Raw genomic sequence first — 13,848 nt, 5'->3', positions numbered from 1 at the left:
TTCGTCCCACGCGGCAAGTCGAGGTACTCCTCAACAAGCAACTCGATCTCCGCGACCGACAAGTTCGGCTTAGCACTCATCACGTTCCTTCCTGGAACCGACTCACACACAGCTTGGCACGCATTGATCGGCGATTCTCGCCGAGTTCGCCTCGCGGAGGGGATTCATTTACGGAGCACCGTCTCAGACCACGGTGAGCGGCAGCGGTCTGGACGGTCCGCGGTCGGCGAAGCTGAACGACGCCCCGGCCGAGAACCGCACGATCGCGACCTCGTCGGACTCCGGTTGTGGCTCGCCGCGGACGATCGAGACCACCAGATCGTCGCCCGCCACCGTGCTGTCGCCGACCACCCACGTGTCGTCGACCCCGCGCGCAGCGGACTGCACGGCCCCCAGCCGCCCCTGCGACAGCAGCCGCATCCACGCGCCGTCCTCCACGGCCGCCGACCGGCGCGGGATCCGCACTCGCACCGCGTCGCCGGCCGGTTCGGCGACGACGCCGGTGTACTGCACGGGCCCGAACACCGGATGCACGTTCAGCACGGCGGCCAGCGTCGCGGCATCGCGCCGACCGTCGAACAAGCTCGCCGCCAATCGTTCGGCGGTGATGCCTGCGATCCCGATCAGCTGCTTGTCGAGGATGTCGTCGGCGCTGCCGGAATCGACCCCGTCAGAATCAACATCGCCGGGGCCGGTCCGTCGCAGCACCGACAGCAGGAAGCCGACGGCGAGGAGCTGATGCTGCAGAGCCGTCTCCTCCGCGATCCGCACCAGCGCCGACGACGAGAACTCGCTGAACACCAGATCGTGCACCAGCGGGCCGCGATAGTCGGCGCGACCGTCGCCGACCGCCGGGTCGATCGCGCTCAGCTCGATCGACGCCGCCCGGGTCGCCAGCACCGGTTCGGTGACCTTCGGCAAGGGCAGCTCCTCGCGGTCGGGTTCGATGGTGACCGTCCACTCGCAGTGCGGCGTCCGATCGGCGGGGACCCGCGGCGGTCGGTGCACCGGCCGGATCCGAGCCCGCCGATTGGTCGCGATGGCGGTGGCGTCGAAGGTCGGATCCTCGATGGTGTGGCACATCGCGGTCACGTACTCCTCGCCCATCGGCTCCACGTCGAGCAGCGCGCCGCAGTGATCGAGGACGAAGGACCCGTGATACCGGTCGGTGATCCGGTAGCGGAAGTCCATGAACTGCGGCGGCGCACCGATGTCGAGCTGCAGGCATTTGAACATGTCCTCGACACCGTCGCCGTCGATCCCCAGCGCCGCCCGCATCCGCCCGGTGTACACCGGGCTGGCGGCCATCCACTCCTCGATCGCCACCTGCGTCATGCCCTCGCGACCGAAGGCCGCGATCAGATGCGCCATGCCGGAGCGGTCGATCAACTGCCCAGACAGCAGCGACTCCGGAACCAGCCGCGCCAACTGCTCGTGGGTGAGGGACGCAGGCGTCACGGCATCTCCCACAGGCCGACCGGCGCCGTCCCGCGCGGGTACCAGCCCGGCAGGTTCCCGGGCGCCGACTTCTCGATCCGCTTGAGCATCCCGTCGCTGCACGCCTGGTCCGTCAGCATCTCCAAGAACAGCGCCGAGACGTTCCCGAAGTCGAAGAAGTCGCGCTGCCAGCCGAACTGGAAGTCGCCCGCGTACTTGAACCAGCTGCCGCCGATGCCGTGAACGGCGTACTGGGAACCGTCCGAGCGCACGCCCTCGTTGATCTGCCGCCACAGCCCGATCATGTCGCCGGTCCGCTCGTCGATCACCCACGCCTGATACGGGTACTCCCAGCCCTGCAGACCCTCCATCTCCTGACCGAGCGCGATGTCGCGGATCTCCTCGCGCCCGACGGCCATGAAGTCCTTCTCCGGGCCGTAGTTCCACCCGTAGGTCGCGTCCTCGGTGTAGAAGTCGGCGAGCGGACGCCAGTCCCCGGCCTTCTCCGCTTCGACGTTGGCCGCCAGCCAACGCGCCTTCATCTCCTCCAGTTCAGAACGGGAAAAGGCCATGTCAATCCTCCACAATTCTCAAAGCCTGCGTCGGGCAGTAACGAACGGCCGCTTCGACGGCGGCACGCTGGGATTCATCGGGTTCGGGATTCAGGATGGTGACGTGATCGCGGGCGGCCTCGAAGACGTCGGGCGCCTCCAACTCGCACATGCCGTGCCCCTGGCACAGGTCGAGGTCCACCTCGACGCGCATCACGCACGCTCCCGGCGCCGGTACGTCAGCCGGCACGGCTGCTGCAACTGCACCACCATCTTGGAGTGATCGTTCCGGTAACTGCCCGGATCCTGGGCGAGCGCGAACTCGTAGTTGCGCAGCAGCACCGAGAAGATCGCCTTGAGCTGCATCATCGCGAACTGCGCGCCGACACATCGGTGCCGGCCGGCGCCGAACGGAATCCACGTCCACCGGTTGACCAGATCCTCCTGCCGGGGCTGCTCGTAACGCTGCGGTTCGAAGTCGTCCGGGTTCGGGAAGTCCTCCGGCAGGCGGTTCGAGACAGCAGGCGAGACCGCGATCGACTGTCCCTTGCGGACGGTGACGCCGCCGACCTCGAAATCCTCCTGGACCAGGCGCATCAGAATGATCAGCGGCGGATGCAGCCGCAACGCCTCCTTGATCGCCCCCTCCAGCTTCGGGATCTGCCGCATCGCCGCGAAACTGTAGGCGGTGCCGTCTCGGTAGATCGCGTCGAGCTCGGCCGTCACCGCGGCCAGGTGATCGGGATGCTTGAGCAGTTCGATGAGCGTCCACGCCGCCGTCCCAGAGGTGGTGTGGTGCCCGGCGAACATCATCGAGATGAAGATCCCGGTCACGGTGTCGGCACTGAACATCTGGGTGCCGTCGTCGTTGCGGAGCGAGACGAGGACGTCGAGCAGGTCGCGGTCGTCTTTCTCCGCCGGCGGATTCGCGATGCGGCGCTCGAGCACACCGCCGATGAACTCGACCAGCTCGGCGCGCGCGGCGTCGCGGCGGCGGAAGCTCTCGATGTCGGCGTGCATGTCCACGTAGGCGATCGGATCGGTGCCCCGCTCCAGCTCGTGGTACAGGTGCGCGATGTGACCAGAGAGCTCCTGCCGGAACTTGCGACCGATCAGGCACGACGACGACGTGTAGAGCGTGAGCTCGGCGAAGAAGTCGAGCAGATCGATCTCGCCCTCCTCACCCCAGTCGGCGATCATCGCCTCCACCTCGGCGGGGATGGTGACGGCGTGCTGCTTCATGTGCGCGCCCTTGAGCGCCTGATTGTGCAGCATCTCGCTGCGCCGCTCGGGGCTGGTGTCGAAGACGACGCCCTCGCCGAAGATCGGCGTCATGAACGGATACGCGGCACCCTGGTCGAGGACCTCGTCGGGGGCGCGGAAGAACTCCTCGTTGGCCGCCGCGCCGCTGACCAGGATCACCTCGCGGTCGGCGAGCTGGAACATGCCGACATCGCCGTGCTCGTCCCGGACCCGCTGGAACAGGCCGATCGGGTCGGTCGCCAACTCGTCGAGGTGACCGTGTTCGCCGTCGCCGCCGGACACGCGGATCGACGTGGCGGTCTCGGATCGGGTCGGGTTCATCGCAGAGCTCCTTCCGTCGTCGGTGCGGCCGTCGTTGGGGCGGGCGGGGTCGGGGCGGGCGGGGTGAGCTTGCCTTCGGCTTCGACGTCGACCGCGCGCATCTGCGCGCCGGGCGGCAGCGAGACCATCGCCATCACGGCCGAGGCCAGATTCTCGGGCCGCAGGAAGTTGCCGTGCCGGGCCAGACCGAAGGCGATCCAGTCGTTGAGCATGGCTTCGGTCTGCTGCTGATCCAGGTTCATGCCCATCCCGGTCAGCGTCTGACCGGGCCGGACCAACCCGGCGCGCACGCCGGTGCCCTCCAGTTCCATCTGCAGGGTGGCGACCAGACCCTCGACGCCGCACTTGGCGGCCACATACGCCGACGACCACGGGCGCGGATGCGCGACGACGTCGGAGCTGATGAAGACGATGTCGCCGCGACGGCGCTCGATCATCGCAGGCGCCGTCGCCCGGTAGACGCGGTAGGCGCCCACCAGGTGCACGTCTATCTGGGCGGCCCACTCGTCGACCGGCATCTCGTGAGCGCGGCCGATCTGCAGATCGCCCGCCCCGGTCACCACCACCTCGAGGGGACCGAGTGCCGCTTCGGCGGCGGCGACCGCCGCGCGCACCGAATCGTCGTCGGTCACATCGAGTGCGACGGCGACCGCCTCGCCGCCCGCGGCGACGATCTGCTCGGCGATCTCGGCGCATCTGTCGGCCCGGCGGGCACCGAGCGCGACCGGGAAGCCGGCCGCCCCGAGCATCCGCGCGGTGGCCTCGCCGATGCCCGACGAGGCGCCCGCGATCAGGACCGGACGACGATCGGGATGGGGCTGGAACTTCATCGGGCCTGCACTTTCATCGGGAGGGCGGCGAAGCCGCGGACATTGACCGAGTGGACGCGTTCGGCGGCGTCGACGTCGACCTCGTAGGAGCGCACGGTCCGCACGATCTCGGCCAACCCCAGCTCGGTCTCCAAGCGGGCCAGGTGCGCGCCGAGGCAGAAGTGGGTGCCGAGTCCGAACGACAGGATGGTGCGGCTGCTGTCGCGGCCGATGCGGTACTGGTCGGCGTCCGCGCCGAAGACCTCCTCGTCGCGGTTGGCCGAGCCGATCAGCAGCAGGACGCGGTCGCCGGCCGGGATCGTGTGGCCGCCGTACTCGACGTCCTCGACGACGCGGCGCACCAGCATCTGCGTCGAGGTGTCGTAGCGGAGCGTCTCCTGCACCCAGTCGCGCACCGATCCGACGGGGTCCTCGCCCCGGCCGACGCCGTCGAGGATCTCCGACACCTGTCCCCCGCCGCCCTCGCCGGCGCTGCCCCAGCTGCCGCTGCGGTGTCCCCAGTACACGGAGTTGCCCAGCAGCTTGGTGGTGGTCTCGTTGCCTGCGACCACCATCAGCATCATGAAGCCGATGATCTCCTCTCGGCTCATGACGGTGCGCTCGCCGTCGTCGCCGATCACCTCGGCTCCGATCAGCGCGGAGACCAGGTCGTCGCCGGGGTTCTTGCGGCGCTGCGCGAGCAGGTCGGTGTAATACCGATGCAGGTCCAGGTACGCCGCGACGGCCGCCGGCGGCACGTCGGTGACGCCCTCTTCGCGGTGGATCAGCAGGTCGGACTGGGTGCGCAGATGCGCCCGGTCGGACTGCCCGACGCCGAGCAGTTCGGAGACGACGTCCATCGGGAGCAGTCCGGCGAAGTCGTGGACGAAGTCGAACTCCCCCATCTCCAGGCAGCGTGCCCAGTGCTGCCGCGTGAGCTCCCGGATGCGCGGAGCCAGTTCGCTGACCCGGCGCGGGGTGAAGCCCTTGGAGACCAGCTTGCGCAGCCGCAGATGCCGGGGGTCGTCCATGGCCAGAAAGCTCATGGAGTACTCGGCGTTCTCGTTGTAGGCGGTCGGGTCCATCGACACACCCCAGCTGTTCGACAGCCGGACGTTGTCGCGGAAGGCGTCGGCGACGTCCTCGTGCCGGGCCAGCGCCCAGAAGTCGCCGTCGGTGTTTCGGTACACCGGCGCCTCGCGACGCAGCCGGGCGTAGGTGGGATACGGATCCTCGTGGAAGTCGTAGTCGTAGGGGTCGAACGGGATCGACGCCTGCATTCCGGCGGTGGTGACGGTCAATGGCTCATCCCATCAGTAGTGCGGCGGCCGCGACCAGCCGCTCAGAGGTCGCTTCGTAGGTCAGGTGCCCCATGCCCGCGGTCACCAGACCGCCGGCGTAGAGCATCTCGAGGGTGTCCACCACCCGGTCGGCGTCGGGCGTCTCGGCGCCGACGGCGGCGGCCAGTCGTTCGTGGATGAACCGGCCGATCCGCAGCCGCAGATGCTGGGAGTCGGGATCGTCGCCGAGCAGTGCGACGGTGACGGCCCCGCCCAACTGCCCTTCGCCCGCGACCACCATCGACACCCCGCGCAGCACCTGCGCGACCCGATCGGCGGCGGGCAGAGACGGATCCGGCTCCGGCACCCCGGCGGCCAGCCGACGCCAGAAGACCTCGGCGACCAGGTGACTCTTGGAACTGAAATAGGTGTAGGCGGTCGCCGGCGCGACGCCCGCACGCCTGGCCACCTCCCGCACCGACAGCGCGTCGAAGCCGTCGGCGACGAGGATCTCGACGGCGGCGTCGACCATCTTGCCGATCTTCTCGGCCTGCTGCGGCCGCAGTCTACGGCGGGTCGCTTCGACCTCGACGGGGGTGGACATGTGAGGCACGTTACTCTACGGTTGAAACGAAGTCTAGACACCTGTCCAGAGGGAGTTCTGAATATGGCTCAAGCCACCCCGACGCTCCGACCCGACACCGCCTCCGACCTGCTGATCGACGGGGAGCTCGTTCCGGGCTCCGGCGGCACCTTCGACGTCGTCGACCCCGCGACCGAAGAGGTGATCGGACAGGCCGCGCAGGCCGACGCCGCCGACATGGACGCCGCGATCGACGCCGCCCGCCGCGCCTTCGACCACACCGACTGGTCCCGCGATCACGCCTTCCGCGCCCACTGCCTGCGGCAACTGCGCGACGCACTGCTCGCCCACACCGACGAACTGCGCGAGCTGACCGTCGCCGAGGTCGGCTGCCCGGTCTTCCTCACCCACGGTCCGCAGTTGGTCGGGCCGATCACCGACCTCGGCTACTTCGCCGACCTCGCCGAGAACTACGCGTGGACCACCGATCTCGGTGAGGCCAGCCCGCTGGGGATCAAGAACCACCGTGAACTGCGCGCGGAGGCCGTCGGCGTCGTCGGCGCCATCACCCCGTGGAACTTCCCGCACCAGATCAACTTCGCCAAGATCGGGCCGGCGCTCGCCGCCGGCTGCACCGTGATCCTCAAGGCCGCCCCCGACACCCCGTGGTGCGCGGCGCTGGTCGGTCGGGTGATCGCCGAGGAGACGGACTTTCCGCCCGGCGTCGTGAACATCGTGACGTCCACCGATCACGGGCTCGGCGAGCAACTGTGCACCGACCCGCGCGTCGACCTGATCTCGTTCACCGGCTCCACCGACACCGGCCGCAAAGTGATGGCCGCGGGCGCACCGACCCTGAAGAAGGTGTTCCTGGAACTCGGCGGGAAGTCGGCGTTCATCGTGCTCGACGACGCCGACCTCGCCACCGCCTGCTCGATGGCCGCCGTCAACGTGCTCACGCACGCCGGCCAGGGCTGCGCGATCACCACGCGCCTGCTGGTTCCGCGCTCGCGGCTCGACGAAGCCATCGCCACCACCAAGAGCACCCTGGAAACCCTCGGCGCCGGCGACCCGAACGAGCCCGGCACCATGTGCGGACCGTTGATCTCCGAGCGGCAACGCGACCGTGTCGAGGACTACCTGCGGCTGGCCCGCGAGGAGGGCGGCGTCATCGAGACCGGCGGCCGCCGCCCCGCGGGCCGCGACAGGGGGTTCTTCATCGAGCCGACCCTGATCTCCGGCCTCGACAACTCCTCCCGCGTGGCCCGCGAGGAGATCTTCGGCCCGGTCCTGGTGGTGATTCCGCACGACGGCGACCAGGACGCCATCGACCTCGCCAACGACTCCCCCTACGGTCTGTCCGGCGCCGTCTGGGGCACCGATCCGGACCGTCTCAATGCCGTCGTCAACGGTGTCCGCACCGGCACGATGGGCGTCAACGGCGGCATCTGGTACTCCGCCGACGTCCCCTTCGGCGGCTACAAGCAGAGCGGCATCGGCCGCGAGATGGGTGAGGCCGGTTTCGCCGAGTATCTCGAGATCAAGGCAGTCGCTACGCCCGTCTGAGCGAGATCGCCCGCCGGGGTGGGCGAGACACCCCACCCACCGACTGCACTCCCACCCCCCAGGCTTGTCGAGTAGCCCGCTAACGAAGCCCCCAGGCTTGTCGAGTAGCCCGCGAACGAAGTGAGCGAGCGTATCGAGACGACCACCCCCACCGCACAGCCCCAGACCCACCCCCCAGCAGCACACCCCCACCCAGGCTTGTCGAGTAGCCCGCGAACGAAGTGAGCGAGCGTATCGAGACCACCCCCCGACGGCACAGCCCCAGACCCACCACCTGGCAAAACCCCCAGGGTTGTCGAGTAGCCCGCGAACGTAGTGAGCGAGCGTATCGAGACGACCGACCCCGCCCGAACCCCAGAAGGAACCACACATGACACGATTCACCGACAAGACGGCCATCGTCACCGGCGCGGCGGGCGGGATCGGCGAGGCGTACGCCCGCGCCCTCGCCGCCGAAGGCGCCTACGTGGTGATCGCCGACGTCAACGACGCTGCCGGACAGGCGGTCGCCGACTCGATCGGCGGCCGGTACGTGCACACCGACGTCGCCGACCCGGAGTCCGCCGCGGCTCTGGCCCAGGCCGTGGTCGACGAGCGGGGCGGCATCGACCTCCTGGTCAACAACGCCGCGATCTACGGCGGCATGAAACTCGACTTCCTGATCACCGTCCCGTGGGACTACTACAAGAAGTTCATGAGCGTGAACCTCGACGGCGCGCTGAACGTGACGCGCGCGGTGTACCCGCACATGAAGGGCGGCGCGATCGTCAACCAGTCGTCGACGGCCGCCTGGCTCTACAGCGGCTTCTACGGGTTGGCGAAGGTCGGGATCAACGGTCTCACCCAGCAACTCGCGGTGGAGCTGGGCGGGATGAACATCCGCGTCAACGCCATCGCCCCGGGCCCCATCGACACCGAGGCCACCCGCACGACCACGCCGAAGGAGATCGTCGACGACATCGTCGCCCGGCTGCCGCTGAAGCGTTTCGGCACCCCGGACGATCTGGTCGGCATGTGCCTGTTCCTGCTGTCCGACGAGGCTTCGTGGGTCACCGGCCAGATCTTCAACGTCGACGGCGGACAGGTCATCCGCTCGTGAGCGGCGAGGACGCCGCGAGTGCGGTGCGACTCGGCTACGTCGGTCTCGGCAACATCGGCAGACCGATGGCCGCCCGGTTGGCGGCGGCCGCCCCGCTGACGGTCTTCGACGTCTCGGCCGACGCGGTGGCCGCGCTGGTCGACGCCGGGGCGACGGCCGCGGGCAGTCTCGCCGATCTGGCAGCGAGCAGCGATCTGGTGTGCCTGTGCGTACGCGACGACGCGCAGGTCACCGACGTCGTCGCCGAACTGGTCCCGCACCTGCGGCCGGGCTCGCTGATCGCGGTGCATTCGACGATCTCGCCCGAGACGGCGGCCGGGCAGGCAGCGGTCTGCGCGCAGCGGGACATCACCCTGCTCGACGCCCCGATCTCCGGCGGCGCGATGGGTGCTCAGGAGGGCAGGCTGGCGATCATGATCGGCGGCGACCACGCCGCCTACCCGCGGGTGAAGGCCGCGCTGGCACCGGTGGGCGACCTGATCGTGCACGCCGGTCCGACCGCCGGCGACGGCACCCGGATGAAGCTGGCTCGCAACCTGCTGCACTTCATCTCGTTCACCGCCAGCACCGAAGCCGCGCGCCTGGCGCAGGCCGCGGGCATCGACGTCGCCGAACTCGGCAGGGTGGTGCGACACACCGATGCGGTCACCGGCGGCGCCGGCGCGATCATGCTGCGCGATACGACGGCGCCGATCGAGCCCGACGACTTCTGGTACGGCGTCTTCACCCATGTCCGCGACCTCGGGGAGAAGGACCTAACGCTCGCCCTGAGCCTGGCCGAGAGCCTCGGCGTCGACCTCCCGCTGGGCCGGCTGGCCCTCACCGACCTGGCCGCCGGACTCGGCGTCCCTCACCGCACCGAAGGAGAATCATGACCGAGCACACCGAGTCCGGCAACACCGAGCCTGGCAACACGGAGTCTGGGCACGCCATGACCGAGCAGCGCCGCAAGGGGTTGGCGAAGATGTCGGAGGTGTACGGCTGGGAGATGGCCGACGGCCCCGGCGACTTCTTCGCCCATACCGCCGACCAGGTCTTCGGCGAGGTGTGGAGCCGCGAGGGCCTCACGCACCGCGATCGCAGGCTGCTGCTGCTCGGCGCGCTCGCGGCCACCGGTCAGTCCGATGTCGCCGAGATCCAGGCCGGTGCCGCGCTCGGGAACGGCGAGCTGACGCCCGAGGAGCTGAACGAGATCGGCCTGTTCCTCTGCTATTACGTCGGCTGGCCGCTGGGCACCAAGATGACCATGATGTTCGGCGAGGTCATCAAGAAGAACCGGCCCACCAAGTGAGCGCTCGCTTGCCAAAGCGACGTCGGACAGCATAAGAGAAGAAGTATGGATTTCCGTCTCGAAGACATCGGCGCCGACGAGGTCGAGCGTCGGCTCGCCGTTGTCGAGCCCCTCACCGACTCGGTCCGCGACCTCATCGACGCGGTCATCCGCAGCGAAGTCGACGACGCCGACCTGCACGCCGCACGCGAACAGATCGACGCCGTCGTCGCCGCCCTGCGGACTCGACAGAAGGACGGCTCGTACGGCGTCCCGTTCACCCGCGACCTCACCGGGATGCCGTGGGGCAATGCCGCAGTCGGCGCGCGGAACGCCGTCGCACCCCCGATGAAGGTGATCCACGCCGACGACGCCGCCGTCGCCGAGGTGGAGCTCGGCGCAGCGTACGAGGGGCCCGGCGGCCGGGTGCACGGCGGCGTGGCGGCGCTGCTCCTGGACCAGCTGGTCGGCGAGGCCGCGAGCATGCAGACGCACATGCCCTGCTTCACCGGCACGCTCACCGTCAAGTACCTGCGACCGACCCCGCTGGGGACCGTGTATCTGCGCGGCGAGGTCTACCGGGTGGACGGCCGCAAGAAGTTCGTCCGTGCCACCCTCGCCGACGCCGACGGGGTCACCGTGGAGGCCGAGGCGATCATGATCGCCCCGAAGGATCTCCCGTCGGCCGAGCAGATCGCCGAACTCCAGGCGCGATTGACCGACTGAGCTTCCGGGCACTCCCCCGACCCCCGGCCGAGTAAGCACTCGTTCAGGCCTTCCGCCACCGGGCCGGGCGGAGTCCGATAGCGTCGGGGCCATGTGTGAAGACCGTGACGTGTCCCCCTTCTCCGCCGCCGAGGCCGACGAGGTGCGCGGGATCTGGCAGGGGCTGGGCCTGCCCGGAATGATCGACGTGCACACCCATTTCATGCCGGCTCCGGTGATGGACAAGGTTTGGGCGTACTTCGATTCGGCCGGTCCGCTGATCGGCCGCGAATGGCCGATCACGTATCGGGCCGACGAGGAGCGCCGAGTCCAGGTGCTCCGCGACTTCGGCGTCCGCGCCTTCTCGTCGATGATCTACCCGCACAAGCCGGCGATGGCGCAGTGGCTCAACGGATGGGGCATCGAGTTCGCGGCCGAGCACCCCGATTGCCTGCAGACCGCCACCTTCTACCCGGAGGAGGGTGCCGCGGCGTACGTCTCCGATGCGATCGCCGCCGGCGCGAAGGTGTTCAAGTCGCACATCCAGGTCGGCGCGTACTCGCCGATCGACCCGCTGCTCGACGAGGTGTGGGGACAGATCGACGACGCGCAGGTGCCGGTGGTCATCCACTGCGGTTCCGGTCCGGCGCCCGGCGAGTTCACCGGACCCGAACCGATCGTGACGCTGTTGAAGCGCTTCCCCACGCTCCCGCTGATCATCGCGCACATGGGCACGCCCGAGTACCTCGAGTTCCTCACGCTCGCCGAGGAGTACCCGAACGTCTACCTCGACACGACCATGTCGTTCACCGACTTCTCCGAGAAGGACGCGCCGTATCCCCCGCAGGCGCTCGCCCGGCTGCGCGACCTGCCGGGCAAGGTCCTGTTCGGCAGCGACTTCCCGAACATCCCGTACGGTTACGCCCACGCCCTGACCGCGTGCGCCCGCCTCGACCTCGGCGACGACTGGCTGCGCGGCGTCTTCCACGACAACGCCGCGGCCCTGTTCGACCTCGGCTGAGATGCTCGGCTGAGATGCTCGTCGACACGACGATCGTCTGCCCGCTGGACCGGATGGGCGCGGCGGCCGCCGACGCCGAGGCCGCCGGATACGACGGGATCTGGACCTTCGAGGGCGCGCACGACCCGTTCCTGCCCCTGCTGCTGGCCGCCGAGCACACCGAGCGCGTGCAACTCGGCACCTCCATCGCCGTCGCCTTCGCACGCAATCCGATGCTGCTGGCGACGATCGGCTGGGACCTGCAGGCCTATTCCGAGGGGCGCTTCGTCCTCGGACTCGGCACGCAGATCAAGCCGCACATCGTGCGCCGCTACGGCATGCCCTGGAGCAGGCCCGCCGAGCGGATGCGTGACATGATCGGCGCCATCCACGACATCTGGGACAGCTGGGCCACCGGTGGCCGGCTCGACCACCGCGGCGAGTTCTATCAGCACACGCTGATGCCGCCGCTGTTCCGTCCCGACCCGTCGCAGGTCGAGGGGTTCGGCCCGCCGCCGATCTGGTTGGCGGGCGTCGGGCCGGCGCTCACGCGCATCGCCGGTGAATGCGCCGACGGCTTCCTCTCCCATCCGCTGTGCCCACCGGAGTTCTTGCGCGGGACGACGATCCCCGCGCTCGCGGCCGGCGCGGCGGCGACGGGCCGACCGCGGCCCGCCGTTCATCACTCGGCGATGGTGATCGTCGGCGCCGACGACACCCAGCGCGCGCAGGCCCGCGAGGCGGTCCGACGGCAGATCGCGTTCTACGGCTCCACACCCGCGTACCGTCGGGTGCTCGACGCCGTCGACCACGGAGACCTGGGGCCTCGCCTGCACGAGCTGTCACGGTCGGGCGACTGGGACGGCATGGCGAAGGCCGTCGACGACCGACTGGTCGACCTGATCGCGGTCACCGTCGACGATCCGGACGCCGGCGCCGCCGAACTCGTGGCGCGGTACGGGACGACGGTGGACCGGATCGGACTGAACACCCCGTACCAAGCCGACCCGCAGATGCTGGCACAGGTGTCCGCCGCCATCCGTCGCCGCACCTGACACGGGCGCCAACGGGACCGGCGGAGCGACGCCAGACGGCCCTGTAGGTGGTCGGCCGATTGCCGCACCGTGGCAACCGGCAACGGAATCAGCCCGAGCAGCGGTGCTTCCAGGACGATGGCGTAGTGGGAAGTCTTCGAATGCCCACGCAAAGACGATCTCGCTTCGATGAGTTGACACCGCCAAGATCATCGAAAGGGTTTTGCGAGTTCAGTTGAATCGATCACCGCAGATCGTGATCCGATGACTTCTGCGCGTGGGCCATGCCTCGAGGGAACGACTGACGATGATCTCATCGGAGCGCGCCGAGTCCGCACCGATGTACGTAGAGTCCAGATCGAAGTTTGAACACACATACCAACTTCGATCGATGGGCCACCACATGTTGGGACGGATACCTTCGAGGGTTTGCGATGCGCGCCCCACATCGCCCGCTGTGAGATAGTAGTTGAATCGACCAATACTCGCCTTCGGAAACTCTGACGTTATTTCATCAAACGCCGTATTCCCTTCCCAGAAGGCGAACACGCAACGAGGATTGGAATCGCCGCCCAACAGGTGGGCGATTTCGTCGGTGACCTCCGGTTGAAGGAAATCAATTCGGTGAGGCCCTTCATTCCACAACCCCCTGTCCAGGTCAGGGTATTTCTCTGAGATCCTTGTCCATTGCATCTCAGCGTGAGCGATCTTGCCGTTTATGCGCGCCACATCAGCCCATTGAAAACTCTCGAATACCACATCATCAGCAGTCTTCTCCGCGGGGTGCAGCACGCGCAGATACCTCTCGTACCCGTCCGGGACAAGTGATCCGACGGTACCGGAGTTCGCGGCCGACAGAAGCGGATCAACCCATTCCGCCAATCGAGCATCCCGGAGAACTTCTTCTCGCTTCCACTCCGACGTCATCGG

The 13,848-nt window shown here is 68.5% G+C and carries 15 protein-coding genes; 7 read left to right on the top strand and 8 right to left on the bottom strand.

Annotation, left to right across the window (positions count from 1 at the left end):
• Nucleotides 1-183: 183 nt before the first annotated feature.
• Genes AAFO60_RS19300 through AAFO60_RS19270 form a run of 7 tightly spaced genes read right to left on the bottom strand, consistent with a single transcriptional unit; the run spans nt 184 to nt 6,265 of the window.
• Complete coding sequence (locus AAFO60_RS19300) at nt 184-1,458, bottom strand: hypothetical protein (protein ID WP_347957869.1); 1,275 nt, start codon at nt 1,456-1,458, stop codon at nt 184-186.
• A complete protein-coding gene (locus AAFO60_RS19295) occupies nt 1,455-2,009 on the bottom strand; it encodes a nuclear transport factor 2 family protein (RefSeq protein ID WP_347957868.1) in 555 nt (184 codons plus the stop codon). The genes AAFO60_RS19300 and AAFO60_RS19295 overlap by 4 nt, the downstream gene beginning before the upstream one ends.
• A 1-nt stretch (nt 2,010) precedes the next feature.
• Entirely contained in the window at nt 2,011-2,202 is a 192-nt protein-coding gene (locus AAFO60_RS19290; RefSeq protein WP_347957867.1) for a ferredoxin, read from the bottom strand.
• A complete protein-coding gene (locus AAFO60_RS19285; RefSeq protein ID WP_347957866.1) occupies nt 2,202-3,572 on the bottom strand; it encodes a cytochrome P450 in 1,371 nt (456 codons plus the stop codon). The genes AAFO60_RS19290 and AAFO60_RS19285 overlap by 1 nt, the downstream gene beginning before the upstream one ends.
• Nucleotides 3,569-4,402, bottom strand: coding sequence for an SDR family oxidoreductase (locus tag AAFO60_RS19280; RefSeq protein WP_347957865.1), 834 nt, complete (start codon nt 4,400-4,402; stop codon nt 3,569-3,571). Before AAFO60_RS19280 ends, AAFO60_RS19285 begins: the two co-directional genes overlap by 4 nt.
• Nucleotides 4,399-5,682 carry a cytochrome P450 gene (locus AAFO60_RS19275; RefSeq protein WP_347957864.1) on the bottom strand — a complete coding sequence of 428 codons (1,284 nt, stop codon included), beginning with the start codon at nt 5,680-5,682 and terminating at the stop codon, nt 4,399-4,401. Before AAFO60_RS19275 ends, AAFO60_RS19280 begins: the two co-directional genes overlap by 4 nt.
• Nucleotides 5,683-5,686: 4 nt before the next feature.
• On the bottom strand, nt 5,687-6,265 hold the full coding sequence (locus tag AAFO60_RS19270; protein WP_347957863.1) for a TetR/AcrR family transcriptional regulator: 579 nt from the start codon (nt 6,263-6,265) through the stop codon (nt 5,687-5,689).
• Nucleotides 6,266-6,328: 63 nt separating this feature from the next.
• On the opposite strand from AAFO60_RS19270, the gene AAFO60_RS19265 reads away from it, so the two are divergent.
• The 7 genes from AAFO60_RS19265 to AAFO60_RS19235 all read left to right on the top strand — a co-directional run bounded on the left by AAFO60_RS19265 (nt 6,329) and on the right by AAFO60_RS19235 (nt 12,939).
• Nucleotides 6,329-7,810, top strand: a complete 1,482-nt coding sequence (locus AAFO60_RS19265) for an aldehyde dehydrogenase (protein ID WP_347957862.1) — start codon at nt 6,329-6,331, stop codon at nt 7,808-7,810.
• 370 nt (nt 7,811-8,180) lie between these two features.
• Nucleotides 8,181-8,909, top strand: coding sequence for an SDR family oxidoreductase (locus tag AAFO60_RS19260; RefSeq protein WP_347957861.1), 729 nt, complete (start codon nt 8,181-8,183; stop codon nt 8,907-8,909).
• The gene (locus AAFO60_RS19255; protein WP_347957860.1) at nt 8,906-9,784 is read left to right on the top strand and encodes an NAD(P)-dependent oxidoreductase; all 879 of its coding nucleotides are present in this window, start codon (nt 8,906-8,908) and stop codon (nt 9,782-9,784) included. The genes AAFO60_RS19260 and AAFO60_RS19255 overlap by 4 nt, the downstream gene beginning before the upstream one ends.
• A 56-nt stretch (nt 9,785-9,840) precedes the next feature.
• Complete coding sequence (locus AAFO60_RS19250) at nt 9,841-10,200, top strand: carboxymuconolactone decarboxylase family protein (RefSeq protein ID WP_347957870.1); 360 nt, start codon at nt 9,841-9,843, stop codon at nt 10,198-10,200.
• Nucleotides 10,201-10,245: 45 nt separating this feature from the next.
• Nucleotides 10,246-10,905: a PaaI family thioesterase gene (locus AAFO60_RS19245; protein WP_347957859.1), complete on the top strand. Its 660-nt coding sequence runs from the start codon at nt 10,246-10,248 to the stop codon at nt 10,903-10,905.
• 91 nt (nt 10,906-10,996) lie between these two features.
• Complete coding sequence (locus AAFO60_RS19240; RefSeq protein ID WP_347957858.1) at nt 10,997-11,905, top strand: amidohydrolase family protein; 909 nt, start codon at nt 10,997-10,999, stop codon at nt 11,903-11,905.
• A 14-nt stretch (nt 11,906-11,919) separates the two neighbouring features.
• Nucleotides 11,920-12,939, top strand: coding sequence for a TIGR03617 family F420-dependent LLM class oxidoreductase (locus AAFO60_RS19235; RefSeq protein ID WP_347957857.1), 1,020 nt, complete (start codon nt 11,920-11,922; stop codon nt 12,937-12,939).
• A 210-nt stretch (nt 12,940-13,149) separates the two neighbouring features.
• Here the strand turns inward: AAFO60_RS19235 and AAFO60_RS19230 are convergent, their stop codons facing one another.
• Nucleotides 13,150-13,845: a hypothetical protein gene (locus AAFO60_RS19230; RefSeq protein WP_347957856.1), complete on the bottom strand. Its 696-nt coding sequence runs from the start codon at nt 13,843-13,845 to the stop codon at nt 13,150-13,152.
• Nucleotides 13,846-13,848: the final 3 nt, after the last annotated feature.

This window comes from Gordonia aichiensis (assembly GCF_039946255.1).
Taxonomy (GTDB): Bacteria; Actinomycetota; Actinomycetes; order Mycobacteriales; family Mycobacteriaceae; genus Gordonia; species Gordonia aichiensis_A.
The sequence above is the reverse complement of the archived record's forward strand: the minus strand, read 5'-3'. Positions and strand labels throughout refer to the sequence as shown.